The sequence below is a fragment of the Enterobacter cloacae complex sp. CDL013 genome (assembly GCF_049238805.1).
GTDB classification, from domain to species: domain Bacteria; phylum Pseudomonadota; class Gammaproteobacteria; order Enterobacterales; family Enterobacteriaceae; genus Enterobacter; species Enterobacter hormaechei_C.
The window spans coordinates 1-15089 of the sequence record NZ_JBMKGT010000009.1; the positions used below are offsets into that span (position 1 = coordinate 1).

At 55.3% G+C, this 15089-nt stretch carries 18 protein-coding genes; 3 read left to right on the forward strand and 15 right to left on the reverse strand.

The features are described 5' to 3' along the window. The 9 genes from ACOTXD_RS18545 to fkpA all read right to left on the reverse strand — a co-directional run. A partial coding sequence (locus tag ACOTXD_RS18545) for an elongation factor Tu (protein WP_323264281.1) occupies positions 1-691 on the reverse strand: 691 nt, incomplete at its 3' end. Between the two features lie 69 nt (positions 692-760). Beyond that, positions 761-2875 carry an elongation factor G gene (gene fusA / locus ACOTXD_RS18550; protein ID WP_022651946.1) on the reverse strand — a complete coding sequence of 705 codons (2115 nt, stop codon included), beginning with the start codon at positions 2873-2875 and terminating at the stop codon, positions 761-763. A 96-nt stretch (positions 2876-2971) separates the two neighbouring features. Beyond that, positions 2972-3442 (reverse strand): 30S ribosomal protein S7, encoded by a 471-nt coding sequence (gene rpsG, locus ACOTXD_RS18555; RefSeq protein ID WP_003861706.1) that lies wholly within the window; start codon positions 3440-3442, stop codon positions 2972-2974. A gap of 96 nt (positions 3443-3538) precedes the next feature. Then, complete coding sequence (gene rpsL, locus ACOTXD_RS18560) at positions 3539-3913, reverse strand: 30S ribosomal protein S12 (protein WP_000246815.1); 375 nt, start codon at positions 3911-3913, stop codon at positions 3539-3541. 124 nt (positions 3914-4037) lie between these two features. After that, a complete protein-coding gene (gene tusB, locus ACOTXD_RS18565) occupies positions 4038-4325 on the reverse strand; it encodes a sulfurtransferase complex subunit TusB (RefSeq protein WP_047055082.1) in 288 nt (95 codons plus the stop codon). Positions 4326-4332: 7 nt separating this feature from the next. After that, positions 4333-4692, reverse strand: a complete 360-nt coding sequence (gene tusC, locus ACOTXD_RS18570; RefSeq protein ID WP_003861700.1) for a sulfurtransferase complex subunit TusC — start codon at positions 4690-4692, stop codon at positions 4333-4335. Then, on the reverse strand, positions 4692-5078 hold the full coding sequence (gene tusD, locus ACOTXD_RS18575) for a sulfurtransferase complex subunit TusD (protein WP_003861699.1): 387 nt from the start codon (positions 5076-5078) through the stop codon (positions 4692-4694). Before tusD ends, tusC begins: the two co-directional genes overlap by 1 nt. Continuing rightward, positions 5078-5800 carry a helix-turn-helix transcriptional regulator gene (locus ACOTXD_RS18580; RefSeq protein WP_003861697.1) on the reverse strand — a complete coding sequence of 241 codons (723 nt, stop codon included), beginning with the start codon at positions 5798-5800 and terminating at the stop codon, positions 5078-5080. The genes tusD and ACOTXD_RS18580 overlap by 1 nt, the downstream gene beginning before the upstream one ends. A 167-nt stretch (positions 5801-5967) precedes the next feature. Next, positions 5968-6786, reverse strand: coding sequence for an FKBP-type peptidyl-prolyl cis-trans isomerase (gene fkpA / locus ACOTXD_RS18585; protein ID WP_003861695.1), 819 nt, complete (start codon positions 6784-6786; stop codon positions 5968-5970). A 238-nt stretch (positions 6787-7024) separates the two neighbouring features. On the opposite strand from fkpA, the gene ACOTXD_RS18590 reads away from it, so the two are divergent. Next, the gene (locus ACOTXD_RS18590; RefSeq protein WP_003861693.1) at positions 7025-7243 is read left to right on the forward strand and encodes a protein SlyX; all 219 of its coding nucleotides are present in this window, start codon (positions 7025-7027) and stop codon (positions 7241-7243) included. A 51-nt stretch (positions 7244-7294) separates the two neighbouring features. Here the strand turns inward: ACOTXD_RS18590 and slyD are convergent, their stop codons facing one another. From slyD to kefG, 4 genes are all read right to left on the reverse strand, one after another. After that, on the reverse strand, positions 7295-7885 hold the full coding sequence (slyD, locus tag ACOTXD_RS18595; RefSeq protein WP_003861691.1) for a peptidylprolyl isomerase: 591 nt from the start codon (positions 7883-7885) through the stop codon (positions 7295-7297). A 94-nt stretch (positions 7886-7979) separates the two neighbouring features. Beyond that, positions 7980-8180, reverse strand: a complete 201-nt coding sequence (locus ACOTXD_RS18600) for a YheV family putative zinc ribbon protein (RefSeq protein WP_003861689.1) — start codon at positions 8178-8180, stop codon at positions 7980-7982. 13 nt (positions 8181-8193) lie between these two features. After that, positions 8194-9999 (reverse strand): glutathione-regulated potassium-efflux system protein KefB, encoded by a 1806-nt coding sequence (gene kefB, locus ACOTXD_RS18605; RefSeq protein ID WP_003861688.1) that lies wholly within the window; start codon positions 9997-9999, stop codon positions 8194-8196. Continuing rightward, complete coding sequence (gene kefG / locus ACOTXD_RS18610; RefSeq protein ID WP_059288194.1) at positions 9999-10553, reverse strand: glutathione-regulated potassium-efflux system ancillary protein KefG; 555 nt, start codon at positions 10551-10553, stop codon at positions 9999-10001. Before kefG ends, kefB begins: the two co-directional genes overlap by 1 nt. Before the next feature lie 129 nt (positions 10554-10682). Between kefG and ACOTXD_RS18615 the strand changes: the two genes are divergently transcribed. Further along, complete coding sequence (locus ACOTXD_RS18615) at positions 10683-12587, forward strand: ABC transporter ATP-binding protein (RefSeq protein WP_003861684.1); 1905 nt, start codon at positions 10683-10685, stop codon at positions 12585-12587. Positions 12588-12602: 15 nt separating this feature from the next. After that, positions 12603-13535, forward strand: a complete 933-nt coding sequence (locus ACOTXD_RS18620; RefSeq protein WP_023323815.1) for a LysR substrate-binding domain-containing protein — start codon at positions 12603-12605, stop codon at positions 13533-13535. 39 nt (positions 13536-13574) lie between these two features. Here ACOTXD_RS18620 and mdcH read toward each other — a convergent pair whose 3' ends face one another. Further along, on the reverse strand, positions 13575-14471 hold the full coding sequence (gene mdcH, locus ACOTXD_RS18625; RefSeq protein WP_061856072.1) for a malonate decarboxylase subunit epsilon: 897 nt from the start codon (positions 14469-14471) through the stop codon (positions 13575-13577). Continuing rightward, positions 14471-15088 (reverse strand): malonate decarboxylase holo-ACP synthase, encoded by a 618-nt coding sequence (locus ACOTXD_RS18630; protein WP_003861679.1) that lies wholly within the window; start codon positions 15086-15088, stop codon positions 14471-14473. Before ACOTXD_RS18630 ends, mdcH begins: the two co-directional genes overlap by 1 nt. Position 15089: the final 1 nt, after the last annotated feature.

Consider the following 15089-nt stretch of genomic DNA (forward strand, 5'->3'; position numbering starts at 1 on the left):
GACCGGTAACAACGGTACCACGACCGGAGATGGAGAATACGTCTTCGATTGGCAGCAGGAATGGCTTGTCAATCGCACGCTCTGGTTCTGGGATGTAAGAATCCAGGTAGCCAGCCAGTTCGATGATTTTCTCTTCCCACTCTGCTTCGCCTTCCAGCGCTTTCAGCGCGGAACCACGAACGATTGGAGTGTCGTCGCCTGGGAAATCGTACTGAGACAGCAGTTCACGAACTTCCATCTCTACCAGTTCCAGCAGCTCTTCGTCATCAACCATGTCGCACTTGTTCAGGAACACGATGATGTAAGGAACGCCTACCTGACGACCCAGCAGGATGTGCTCACGAGTCTGAGGCATAGGGCCGTCAGTCGCAGCAACAACCAGGATCGCGCCGTCCATCTGCGCAGCACCGGTGATCATGTTTTTAACATAGTCGGCGTGGCCTGGGCAGTCTACGTGTGCGTAGTGGCGAGTCGGGGTGTCATACTCAACGTGAGAGGTGTTGATGGTGATACCACGAGCTTTTTCTTCTGGTGCGTTATCGATCTGATCGAAAGCACGAGCAGCACCGCCGTAGGTTTTAGCCAGTACGGTAGTGATTGCAGCAGTCAGGGTAGTTTTACCATGGTCAACGTGGCCGATAGTACCAACGTTGACGTGCGGTTTTGTACGTTCAAATTTTTCTTTAGACACGGCTATATTCCTTACTATAGTGCTCTCCCCTTCGGAGAGAGCACGGGACTTAGGTTTTAATCCTGTGGATTACTTACCACGGGCTTCGATAACGGCCTGAGCAACGTTGTTCGGCGCATCATCATACTTCAGGAATTCCATAGTGTATGATGCACGACCTTTGGTCAGAGAACGCAGCTGAGTTGCATATCCGAACATTTCAGACAGCGGAACTTCAGCGTGGATCTTAACGCCAGTTACTTCGGATTCCTGACCACGCAGCATACCGCGACGACGGCTCAAGTCACCGATAACGTCACCGGTGTTCTCTTCAGGAGTTTCTACTTCAACCTTCATGATCGGCTCAAGCAGAACTGGTTTTGCTTTCTTAAAGCCTTCTTTAAAGGCAATAGACGCAGCCAGTTTAAACGCCAGTTCAGAGGAGTCAACGTCGTGGTAAGAACCGAAGTGCAGACGAACACCCATGTCTACAACCGGGTAACCAGCCAGAGGACCAGCTTTCAGCTGCTCCTGGATGCCTTTATCAACGGCAGGGATGTATTCGCCAGGAATTACACCACCTTTGATGTCGTTGATGAACTCGTAACCTTTCGGGTTAGAGCCCGGCTCCAGTGGGTACATGTCGATCACAACGTGACCGTACTGACCGCGACCACCAGACTGCTTAGCGTGTTTACCTTCAACGTCGGTAACTTTCGCGCGAATCGCTTCGCGGTAAGCAACCTGAGGTTTACCCACGTTCGCTTCAACGTTGAATTCACGCTTCATACGGTCAACGATGATGTCCAGGTGCAGTTCACCCATACCAGCGATGATGGTCTGGTTAGATTCTTCATCAGTCCATACACGGAATGATGGGTCTTCTTTCGCCAGACGGCCCAGAGCCAGACCCATTTTTTCCTGGTCAGCTTTGGTTTTTGGTTCAACTGCGATGGAGATTACCGGCTCAGGGAATTCCATACGCTCCAGAATGATCGGGTGATCCGGGTCACACAGAGTGTCACCAGTGGTCACGTCTTTCAGACCGATAGCAGCAGCGATGTCGCCCGCACGAACTTCTTTGATCTCTTCACGTTTGTTAGCGTGCATCTGTACGATACGGCCAAAACGTTCACGCGCCGCTTTCACGGAGTTCAGGATGGTGTCACCGGAGTTAACCACACCAGAGTAAACGCGGAAGAAGGTCAGGTTACCCACGAATGGGTCGGTAGCAATTTTGAACGCCAGTGCAGAGAATGGCTCTTCATCACTTGCGTGACGCTCAGCCGGAGTATCTTTACCGTCGTCCAGGATGCCGTTGATCGCAGGAACGTCAATCGGGGATGGCAGGTAGTCAACTACCGCATCCAGCATCGCCTGAACACCTTTGTTCTTGAACGCAGAACCACAGGTTACCAGGATGATTTCGTTGTTCAGAACGCGCTGACGCAGAGCAGATTTGATCTCTTGCTCAGACAGTTCTTCACCACCCAGGTATTTTTCCATCAGCTCTTCAGAAGCTTCTGCTGCGGATTCGATCAGGTTCTGGTGCCATTCGTCAGCCAGGTCCTGCATCTCTGCCGGGATATCTTCGTATTCGAAGGTAACGCCCGCATCTGCTTCGTTCCAGTTGATGGCTTTCATTTTCACCAGGTCGATAACGCCGGTGAAACCTTCTTCAGCACCAATTGCCAGCTGAAGCGGAACAGGGTTCGCGCCCAGACGGGTTTTGATCTGGCCAACAACTTTCAGGAAGTTAGCACCCATACGGTCCATTTTGTTAACGAACGCGATGCGTGGAACTTTATATTTGTTTGCCTGACGCCATACGGTTTCAGACTGTGGCTGAACACCACCAACTGCGCAATAAACCATTACCGCGCCGTCAAGAACACGCATGGAACGTTCTACTTCGATGGTGAAGTCAACGTGCCCTGGGGTGTCGATGATGTTTACGCGATGCGGTTCGTACTGCTTAGCCATACCTGACCAGAATGCAGTAGTCGCTGCGGAGGTGATAGTAATACCACGCTCCTGCTCCTGTTCCATCCAGTCCATGGTGGCTGCGCCGTCATGAACTTCACCGATTTTATGGTTTACACCGGTGTAGAACAGAATACGTTCGGTAGTAGTGGTTTTACCGGCGTCGATGTGCGCACTGATACCGATGTTACGGTAGCGTGCGATGGGTGTTGTACGAGCCATTTGATTCCTCGTTTATATCTTTAGGCGTTCAGTTAAGTTACCCAGAGCGGGCGGCTTCTCTGAAGCGCCCGCCTGGTGACTACGACTCCGAAGGGATTACCAACGGTAGTGTGCGAACGCCTTGTTGGCTTCTGCCATACGGTGAACGTCTTCACGTTTCTTAACTGCGGTACCTTTGTTTTCCGCAGCATCAGAAAGTTCGTTCGCCAGACGCAGAGCCATGGATTTATCACCGCGTTTACGAGCAGCTTCAACGATCCAACGCATTGCCAGAGCATTACGACGAACCGGACGAACTTCAACTGGAACCTGATAAGTAGAACCACCAACGCGGCGAGACTTAACTTCTACAGTCGGGCGCACGTTGTCGAGAGCGACTTCGAAGGCTTCCAGTTCATTTTTACCAGAACGCTGAGCCAGGGTCTCCAGCGCGCTGTATACGATTGCTTCTGCGGTAGATTTTTTACCATCTACCATCAGGATATTTACAAATTTTGCCAGCAGTTCTGATCCGAATTTCGGATCTGGAAGAATTTTACGCTGACCAATGACGCGACGACGTGGCATGGGATTACTCCGTTGTTAATTCAGGATTGTCCAAAACTCTACGAGTTTAGTTTGACATTAAGATAAATCAGTTTGGCCTTACTTAACGGAGAACCATTAAGCCTTAGGACGCTTCACGCCGTACTTGGAGCGAGCCTGCTTACGGTCTTTAACACCTGAGCAGTCCAGCGCACCACGAACGGTGTGGTAACGAACACCCGGAAGGTCTTTAACACGACCGCCACGGATCAGGATCACGGAGTGCTCCTGAAGGTTGTGACCTTCACCACCGATGTAGGAAGTCACTTCAAAACCGTTAGTCAAACGCACACGGCATACTTTACGCAGTGCGGAGTTTGGTTTTTTAGGAGTGGTGGTATATACACGAGTACATACGCCACGTTTCTGCGGGCAGGCTTCCAGCGCAGGCACGTTGCTTTTTGCAACTTTGCGTGCACGTGGTTTGCGTACCAGCTGGTTAACTGTTGCCATTAAATAGCTCCTGGTTTTAGCTTTTGCTTCGTAAACACGTAATAAAACGACCTCATACAATATGAGGACGCGAAATTTTAGGGCTACGTCGAAAAGGTGTCAAGAAATATACAGCGATCTCAAATCACCAGTTCATTTGACTGGCGTGCGTCACAGTAAGATTGACGAATTCAGTATAGCCAACCACGTCAATTTTGGCTGAAATTTGACCAGAAAGACCCCGCGCATCCAGATCCTCTTTCAGCGCAGAGACTGTTATGGGGGCATTCGCGAGGATTTCAACAAAACGGCTGCCTTCAAGCGCCGCGAGCACGCCATCCTGAATCAGCAGCAGATCATCACCTTCGCGCAGCATGCTCAGTAACGTGTCGATATCGCATTGCCACGGTGAACGGCTCAGGGTATGGAGCATGGCAGCCTCAGAAAGTCAGAACGGTATCGTAGTGAGAGAGTTGTTCGCGCAGCGCAGCAGATGTCAGGATCGTCACGTCCAGCACGAACGGTGTTTTCTCGTTTAACCCACGCGCGGCCAGCGAGTCGGCGCACACATAGAAGGTTTCAATGTCATAGAGCGGCAGAACTTTAAAGGTCGCAATGTAGTCGCGCGCAAGAATGGCCTGCGGTTGTTGGCCTGCAAGAAGCTGGAATACGCCATCGCCTAAAAAGAAGACGCCGATATCTTCGGTTAATGCCGATGTCGCGAGCAATGCATCCAGCCCTTCCCGGCCTGAAGCGCTGCCATGCGGCGCAGAAGTAAAAACAAACGCTACACGCTTCATCAAAATTGCACCACTCTGTCGCAGGTCAACGCCGCCTGTGCCAGGGCACCTAGACCACTGAGGGAAAAGCCTGGTTGCAGGTTAGCCCCCGCCAGACCAAGGCGTTCGGCTTCGGTCGCATCCGTCACGCCGCGACGCAGTGCCGCCGCGACGCAGATATGCAGGTCAACGCCCTGCGTTTCGTTTAATTTTTGCCAGGCGCGCACAAGGTCAAACTCATCGCTCGCCGGGGACGTAAACTGGTTCGCGTTATAGACCCCTTCACGATAGAAGAAGACGCTTGCCAGTTCATGACCGGCATCAAGCAGCGCATGGGCAAACTGTAGCGCGCTGCTGGCCTGCTGGGTACCGTACGCCGGGCCCGTCACCATTAACGCAAAACGCATTACTTGTCTTGTCCCAGAAAGTCGCCGCTTTTGAACTGGCGAATATAGAGGTAAACCGTGTGTTTGGAGATATTCAGGCGATCGGCCACCTGGTTGATGGCATCTTTGATATCAAAAATCCCTTTCTCATAGAGGTTCAGGACGATCTGACGATTCTTGGCGTTGTTGGATACGTTGCGATCGGCATTCACCTCTTCAATGGTGAACTCCAGCGTCTGGGTCACGAGATCCTCAACCGAAGAAGCAAAGTTCACCGATGAGCCCACGTCCGGCGTTTCTGGCGGGATGAAGGTGCTCATGATTTGCGAGAATGGCACATCAAGGTTCATGTTGATGCACAGCAAACCGATTACCCGGTGTTCGCGGTTTCGAATCGCGATCGTTTCTGATTTCATCAGCACGCCGCTTTTGGCGCGGGTGAAATAGCATTTTGAGACGCTGCTGTCCGCGCCGGTCATGTCATGCAACATACGCAATGCAAGGTCGGTGATTGGCGAACCAATTTTACGGCCAGTGTGCTCACCATTCGCAATGCGGATAGCGGAACACTTAAGATCTTGCAGGGAATGCAATACGATTTCGCAGTGGGAACCAATGAGCATCGCTAACCCGTCCACTACCGCTTCGTAGGATTTCAGAATATCGAAGTCGGTCTGGTCAAATGGACGTTGATCCAGCAAATCAAGTTCACTGGTTTCGTTGGTTAAAAGCGACCTGGACATGAAAAAAACACTCCTTTTCAGGAGCCTGTCGTTAGGTTTTCAGGGCAGGCTCATTATCTACACGGACAACTAAATTAATACAGCGTGTATAACGCTTTCCAGTGTTAATTATATCTGCCCCACAATAAAAAAACCGCCGCCTGTAAAGGCGGCGGTTTTTTTCAGCATTACTTCTTAGCTGCTGCGGCTTTGTCGTCAGCCGGTGCGTCTGTTTTCGCATCCGCTTTCGGCGCCGGTTTGATGTCCAGCAGTTCTACATCAAATACCAGCGTGGAGTTAGCCGGGATACCCGGAACGCCGGTTTTGCCGTAAGCCAGATCCGGTGGGATGACCAGCTTGATTTTACCGCCTTTCTTGATGTTCTTCAGGCCTTCGGTCCAGCCCGGGATCACACCATCCAGACGGAAGGAGAGAGGCTCACCACGGGTATAAGAGTTATCGAACTCTTTACCGTCGATCAGCGTACCTTTGTAGTTCACCACAACGGTGTCGCTGTCTTTAGGCGCGTCGCCAGTACCTTCTTTCTCAACCTTATAGATCAGGCCAGTAGAAGACGTTTTAACGCCTTTCTCTTTAGCGAACTTGTCGCGGTAGGCTTTGCCTTTCGCTTCGTTATCTTTAGCATCTGCTTCCATCTTGGTCTGAGCGGCGCCTTTCACGCGCGCTTCAAACGCTTGCAGAGTCTGCTCGATTTCCTGGTCAGACAGTTTGCTCTTGTCTGCGAACGCATCCTGGACCCCTGCGATCAGCTGGTTTTTGTCCAGTTTGATGCCCAGTTTCTCTTGTTCTTTCAGAGAGTTTTCCATGTAACGACCCAGAGACGCGCCAAGTGCGTAGGCGGATTTCTGGTCGTCATTTTTGAATGCCGCTTTGCTGTCTGTAGTCGCAGCAGGCTTCGCAGCAGTATCAGCAGCGAAAGACAGCGGCGCATTGAGCGCTACAGCCATAGTGGTCGCCAGCAGCGTAACTTTAAACAGTGATTTCATCCATATCTCCAGGACCTGAGGTCTCTCACCCCAGTGTTAAACGTAAATGAGTGACGTACTATAAAACGTTGTGGAAGAAATCTACAGACAGACTCCCCCGAATGTCGCTTCTTTTCAGACTATTTTTGTTTAAATAAGTTTCTTGTCAGGGAGATGGATACTGTACTTAAGGAAAAAGTCAGCTAAACTTCGCCGCCGCTGGTCCATTATGGCGAACGACAGATAAACGAGGTGAATGATGAAGGATACAACGATCGAAGCGAGACTGGCTGAGCTGGAAAGCCGCCTGGCTTTTCAGGACATCACCATCGAAGAACTGAACCAGACCGTGACGGCCCATGAGCTTGAAATGGCAAAACTGCGCGATCACATGCGCCTGCTGACGGAAAAGCTGAAGGCCACGCAGCCGTCAAACATTGCCTCTCAGTCAGAAGAGACGCCACCACCTCATTATTGAGGCGTAAAAAAAGCGGGATTATCCCGCTTTTTTATTTTCCGGAGTACGGAATCAGTGGCAACCGCAGCCGCCGTTACCGCAACCACCTTTACCGTGGCCGTGGTCATGACCATGGTCGTGGCCGTGACCACCGCAGCAGCCGTCATGGCCGTGATCGTGGTCATGGTCGTGACCGTGCGCACCGTGAACGTGGCCATGAGCCAGCTCTTCTTCAGTCGCTTCACGGATCGCAACAACTTCTACGTTGAACTTCAGGTTCTGACCCGCCAGCATGTGGTTGCCGTCAACCACAACGTGGTCGTCTTCAACTTCAGTGATTTCAACCGGAACCGGACCCTGGTCAGTTTCCGCCAGGAAGCGCATGCCAACCTGCAACTCGTCAACGCCCATGAATACGTCTTTAGGAACGCGCTGAACCAGGTTGTCGTCATACTGACCGTAAGCGTCGTTCGCGCCTACAGCAACGTCGAATTTGTCGCCAACTTCATGGCCTTCCAGCGCCGTTTCCAGGCCGGAAATCAGGGAACCGTGACCATGCAGGTAGTCCAGCGGCGCACTCACCGGAGACTCATCAACCAACACACCGTCTTCTGTACGTACCTGATAGGCCAGGCTGACCACCAGGTCTTTTGCTACTTTCATGATATCTCCTGAGCGTGGGAAAATTGCTGGCGCAGATTGTAGCGGAAATCTGCACCCGTGTACCCTTAAGCTTAAAAAAACTCAGAGCATATCGCTAGTCTGGATGAAAAATGCCGATCACTTGCTCTTCTTTGCGAACATGATCGCGGGCTTCTTTGTCGGCCTCACGCATCTGGTGACCGCACTTAACACATTCAACGATATCGATATTATTTTCACGCCACATGGCCAGCGTATCTTGCGCCTGGCAGGATGGGCATTTTGCGCCCGCGATAAAGCGTTTACGTACAGCCATCTTTCGTTACCCTTTATTCAAATTCATCCCAGCCGTCGAGCTGGCGTCGTTCCTGTTGCATCTCACGCTGGAAGATCTCCTCCAGTTCGCGACGCGCTTCCCGCACGCGGGAGATCTGCGCCGTGTCGCTGTGTACGGGCATCAGTTCACGCAGCATTCGCATATCCAGCCTGCGGAAATGCATCTGGGCGCGTTGCGCCTGATGAGGATGCATACCCAGCGAAACCAGCGCCTTGCGTCCCAGCTCCAGCGCGCTGGAGAAGGTTTCGCGGGAGAAGTGTTTCACACCCGCCTGCAAAAGTTCGTGAGCCTCCACACGTCCACGCGCACGCGCCAGAATATGCAGATGCGGGAAATGCTGCTGGCATAGCTCCACCAGCTTCATCGTGTCTTCCGGATCGTTGCAGGTGATGACGATGGACTCCGCAGCCTCTGCGCCCGCCGAGCGCAACAGCTCAAGCTGCGTCGCATCGCCGTAGTACACCTTATAACCATATTTGCGCATCAGGTTGACGGCGCTGATATCGCGCTCCAGCACCGTAATGCGCATTTTATTTGCCATCAACAGGCGACCAATCACCTGCCCGAAGCGGCCAAAGCCCACGACGATCACCTGCGGTTTATCATCTTCCACCCACGGCGCTTCGTCTTCATCGTCTGCGGGATTCAGGCGGCGCGACAGCAGTTTGTCCACCAGCTTCATCAGCAGCGGGGTGGTCATCATCGACAGCGTGACCGTCACCAGCAGCAGCGCCATCTGGTCATCTTTGAACAGCTTCTGAGACGACGCCGTGGAAAACAGCACAAACGCAAATTCTCCCCCCTGGCTTAACACGCTGGAAAACTGCATTCTTTCCGAGCTGCGCAGCCCGTAAATCCTCGCGAGGAGATACAGCACCAGCGTTTTGACCGCCACCAGCACGGCGACACTCGCAATAACCCACAGCAGATGGGTATAGAGCACGCCAAGATTAAGCGCCATACCCACCGAGATAAAGAACAGCCCTAGCAGCAGCCCCTTAAACGGATCGATGGCGGTCTCCAGCTCGTGGCGGTACTCGCTTTCCGCAAGCAGCACCCCGGCGATAAACGTCCCAAGCGCCATCGACAGCCCCAGCGCATCCATAAACAGCGCTGAGCCAAGCACCAGCAGCAGCGTTGCGGCGGTGAATACCTCGCGCACGCCGGATGCTGCAATAAACCGGAATACCGGACGCAGTAAAAACCGTCCGCCGATCAGCATCCCCGCGAAGGCCAGCACCTTCATGGAGATCTTCATCCAGTCGAAATGATCGTCTCCGGATCCCGCCAGCAGCGGCACCAGCGCCAGCGCCGGGATCACCGCTAAATCCTGGAACAGCAGCACCGAAAAGCCCAGTTGCCCCGCCTCGTTGCGGTTCATCCCTTTGTCGCGCATCAGCTGAAGCGCCATCGCCGTCGACGACATCGCAAGACCGATCCCGCCAATCACCGCGGCCTGCCAGGAAAACTGCGTCAACATCAGCAGTCCCGCGAGAATGGCCGCGCTGAGTAACACCTGCGCCGCCCCGACGCCAAAAATAGATTGCCGCAGCTGCCACAGCTTGGAGGGGTTCAGCTCAAGGCCAATGATGAACATCAGGAAGACCACGCCCAGTTCAGAGAAGTGGAGAATTTCATCCACATCGCTGATAAACCCAAGCCCCCAGGGGCCAATGGCTATCCCAGCCAGCAAATAACCCAGCACCGCGCCAATGCCGAGACGCGCGGCAAGCGGGACCGCGACGACGGCGGCGAACAAAAACAGCACCCCGGCAAGGAGTAAATTCGAACCGTCCATTAGCGTCCTCCCGCCGGAATCGGTGACGCCAGCCATTCGCCATAGGCCCTGGCATGGCTCGCCAGCGCTTTCGGATCCTGCCGCCGTGCCCAGTAGATAATAATCGGGCTCATCCAGTGCATACGGCACATCGCCGCCGTCAGCTCAAACGGCCGCAGAATGTCGCTCATGGGGTAACGGTTCAGCCCGTCGTGACGGTAAGCGCTTTCCGGCTCACCGGTGGTAATGACACTCCGCCAGTACTTTCCCGCCAGCTGGTTGCCCCCCACCCCGCTGGAGAAGCCCCGGCTCAGCACGCGGTCCAGCCACTCTTTCAGCAGTGCCGGACAGCTGTAGGTATAAAGCGGATGCTGGAACACAATCACGTCGTGCTGACGCAGCAGTTCCTGCTCGTAAGGAATATCGATAAAAAAATCGGGATAGTGCGCGTAGAGATCGTGCACCGTTACGTTACTGAGCTGTGTGGCCGGCTTAAGCAGCACCCGGTTCGCCACCGAGTCCTGTGATTCCGGATGGGCATACAGCAGCAGCACTTTTGCTGTCTGAGACATCATTCCCCTCCCGGTTCTGTTTTTGTGTATTGTTGTCGTTTTGGGCTACCATGGCGGCCCGGTGGGGAAAATGGCCCACACCTTACATTATCATAATGACAAATTAACATAGTCGGAACATACGGCGCTTCTATGATTGTTTTCTCCTCGTTACAAATTCGTCGCGGCGTGCGCGTCCTGCTGGATAACGCGACTGCTACCATCAACCCGGGCCAGAAAGTGGGGCTGGTCGGCAAAAACGGCTGCGGTAAATCCACCCTGCTGGCACTGCTGAAAAACGAGATAAGCGCGGATGGCGGTAACTTTACCTTCCCGGGCAACTGGCAGCTCGCCTGGGTGAACCAGGAGACGCCCGCGCTGAGCGAACCCGCGCTCGACTATGTTATCGACGGCGACCGTGAATACCGCAAGCTCGAAGCAGAGCTCAACGCCGCCAACGAACGCAACGACGGCCACGCCATCGCCACCGTCCACGGCAAGCTGGACGCCATCGATGCCTGGACCATTCGCTCCCGCGCCTCCAGCCTGCTGCACGGCCTGGGTTTCAGCAACGAACAGCTTGAACGCCCGGTGAGCGATTTCTCCGGCGGCTGGCGTATGCGCCTCAACCTGGCGCAGGCGCTGATCTGCCGCTCCGACCTCCTGCTGCTCGATGAACCCACCAACCACCTCGATCTTGATGCGGTTATTTGGCTGGAGAAGTGGCTCAAGAGCTATCAGGGCACTCTGATTCTGATCTCCCACGACCGCGACTTCCTCGATCCGGTGGTGGATAAAATCATTCATATCGAACAGCAAAGCATGTTCGAATACACCGGCAACTACAGCTCTTTCGAGCGCCAGCGCGCGACGCGCCTTGCCCAGCAACAGGCGATGTATGAAAGCCAGCAGCAGCGCGTGGCGCACCTGCAAAGCTTTGTGGATCGCTTCAAGGCCAAGGCGTCAAAAGCCAAGCAGGCGCAGAGCCGCATCAAGATGCTGGAACGCATGGAGATGATCGCTCCCGCGCATGTGGATAACCCATTCCACTTCAGTTTCCGCGAGCCGGAGAGCCTGCCGAACCCGCTGCTGAAAATGGAAAAAGTGAGCGCGGGCTATGGCGATCGCATTATCCTCGACTCTATCAAGCTCAACCTGGTGCCGGGTTCACGCATTGGCCTGCTGGGGCGTAACGGCGCCGGTAAATCGACGCTGATCAAGCTGCTGGCGGGCGAGCTTAACCCGGTCAGCGGCGAAATCGGCCTGGCGAAAGGCATCAAGCTTGGCTACTTCGCCCAGCATCAGCTGGAATTTTTACGCGCGGATGAATCGCCGATCCAGCACCTGGCGCGCCTGGCGCCGCAGGAAATGGAGCAGAAGCTGCGCGACTACCTCGGCGGCTTTGGCTTCCAGGGCGATAAGGTGACTGAAAATACAGCGCGTTTCTCCGGTGGTGAAAAAGCGCGTCTGGTACTGGCGCTGATCGTCTGGCAGCGTCCAAACCTGCTGCTGCTTGATGAACCAACCAACCACCTCGATCTCGACATGCGTCAGGCGCTGACCGAAGCGCTGATTGAGTTCGAAGGGGCGCTGGTTGTCGTGTCGCACGATCGCCACCTGATCCGCTCCACCACCGACGATCTCTATCTGGTACACGGCGGCAAAGTCGAACCGTTTGACGGCGACCTGGAAGACTACCAGCAGTGGCTGACGGACGTGCAGAAGCAGGAAAACCAGCCGGAAGAGTCAGCGAAAGACAACGCCAACAGCGCCCAGGCGCGTAAAGACCAGAAGCGCCGTGAAGCGGAGCTGCGCACCCAGACGCAACCGCTGCGTAAAGAGATTGCCCGCCTCGAAAAAGAGATGGAAAAGCTCAACGCCACGCTTGCTGCCGTCGAAGAGAAGCTGGGCGACAGCGAACTGTACGATCAGAGCCGCAAAGCGGAGCTGACGGACTGTCTGCAAACTCAGGCGAAAACCAAATCCAGCCTCGAAGAGTGCGAAATGGCATGGCTGGACGCGCAGGAACAGCTGGAAGCGATGCTGCAAGCCGACTAACACGCCGGGAGGGTTATGAGCTTCGATACCACGAGCGAGATTACATTCCGTAAGCTCAGCATCTTCATGACGTTCATGGAGAAGGGCAATATCGCACGTACCGCCGAAACGCTCGGCCTGAGCGGTGTCAGCGTGCACCGCGCGCTGCATACCCTCGAAGAGAACGTCCGCTGCCCGCTCTTTGCTCACAAAGGGCGTAACCTGATTGCCCTCCCCTCCGCATGGACGCTGCTGGAGTATTGTCAGGAGGTGATGCAGGTGATGGAGCGCGGGCTGGAAGAGTCGCGCAAGATCGCCGGTATCGGCCAGGGACGGTTGCGCGTCGGCACGCTCTACTCGCTGACTCTGGAAACCGTGCCGCGTCTGATAATGGGCATGAAGCTGCGCCGTCCGGATCTGGAGATGGATCTGACGATGGGCTCGAACGAAACCCTGCTCCATATGCTGGATGAGGGATCGCTGGATGCGATTTTAATCTCTATCTCCGAGAGCGATATCGACCGTAACAGCCTCGAAGTGCTTCCTCTGTTCCATGACGATATTTTCCTTGCCGCACCGGCTTCTGCCACGCTGAATACCAGCGGCCCCGCCGATCTGCGTGATTATAAAGATCAGAAGTTTGTCGCCCTCGCGGAAGGGTTCGCCACTTACGCCGGGTTTCAGGAAGCGTTTCATATCGCCGGTTTTGAGCCGGAGATTGTGACGCGCGTGAACGATATCTTTTCGATGCTGAGCCTGGTGCAGGCGGGGGTCGGGTTTACACTGATGCCGGGCAGGATGAAGAAAGTGTACGAAAATTCGGTGCAGCTACTGAAGCTGGCGCAGCCGTACCAGATGCAGCAGCTGATTGCGATCGTCTTTGCCCGCAACCGCGAGCAGGATCCGAGCCTGCGGGCGCTGGCCGCGGAAGGGCGGATGTATGCCAGAAGTTTGCAGGATAGTGCCTGATGTTATTGCCCGGTGGCGCTACGCTTACCGGGCAAAAAGTCACCGCTGAAGCCGACCCGCCAGATGCACCGCCACATCCACTCCGCTGCGCTCCAGCGAAATGGATTCGCCTTCCCACGCCGCCTGCCGCGTCAGACAGGTCAGAATACCCCCAGGCGGCATCTCAATCGCCAGACGCGCTTCGCGCTCGTTAGCGGAAATCACCGCCTCCTGCCAGCGCACGGTTCGCGCCATATTCATCGCCAGGTCGTCGGCAATTTTCTCTGGCTGCCAAAGCACGCGCCCGGTACTGCCGCTCAGGTACGCGCAGCGGGGGCGTGAAAGCGTGACTGATTCAAACGCCGCGGCCAGCTTCTGCGCCGGTTCCGCCAGCAATTCACAGTGCGACGGCACGCTTACCGCCAGCCGTTTGGCCTTGTTCGCGCCCTTCGCCAGCGCGCGTTCGGCTACCTGCGCCATGCCGTCATCGGCTCCGGCAATCACGATCTGCGTTTCGGCGTTCAGGTTAGCGATATAGGTTCCTGTCCCCTGAATCAGGTTTTCCACCTGGGGCAGGGTCAACCCCATTATCGCCGTCAGGCCGTAGCCGTGGGGATACGCCTGCTCCATCAGATCGCCGCGCAGCGCCACCAGCTTCAGCGCGTCCGTAAAGTCCAGCGAGCCTGCGATAACCGCCGCAGGATAAGCGCCAATGGACAGCCCGCTGACGATATCCGGCGACACGCCGCGACGTTCCAGCTCGCGCGCCCAGGCCACGCCTGCAATCAACAGCGAAAGCTGAACCGCGCGGGTGTGGGTTAACGAGGATGCGCTGTCCAGGGTATCAACTTCCGCCCCCAGCACAGCACGGGCCTGCTCCAGCTCTGTTCCCGGCAGGTTTTGCAGCATACCTTCATGCTGTGTGCCCTGCCCTGGAAAGGTAAACAGTATTTTCATTACTCCTCCCTGTGCCATGGATCCGCCACCAGGCGCGGCCCATATTGCGTTTTTAACAGCGTTTTGCCGTCGCGTAACCATTCCGCCAGCGCGAATCCGCCCTCGGGCGTATCCACCTGTGTATCCGCCCGGCACAACGCACGACTGAGCTGAGCCTGCCAGTCAGTAAACGCCTCAGGGGAAACGGTACACGGGGCGCGGATCAGCAGATCGAGATCGCTGTCGGCGTGGATCACCGGAATGCCGGTCGCCAGCGCGTAACCCGTACTGCCGGTTATCCCCCACGTCCACGGCCATGACTGCTGCGCAAGCTGAAGCGCCACCTGAACCGGCGGCTGGGTGATAAACGGCGAACGCAGCAGGTCGGCGGCAACGCTCAAATCTTCGGGCGACACCACGCGCAACACGTTCTCAGGCTTCACCCATCCGGCCGCCCGCTGGTCGCGGCGCAATCCGCGCACGCCAACGGGAATACGGCCTTCATTATCAACATCACGCCGTACCACTACCGGTAGCCCGGTATGCCAGGCCGCGTCCACCCAGGATTCAGTAATCCCTTCCAGGGCGTCGCGCGCGGTAAGCCAGATGAGGTCGTGTGGGCGTAATGTTGTGGTCATG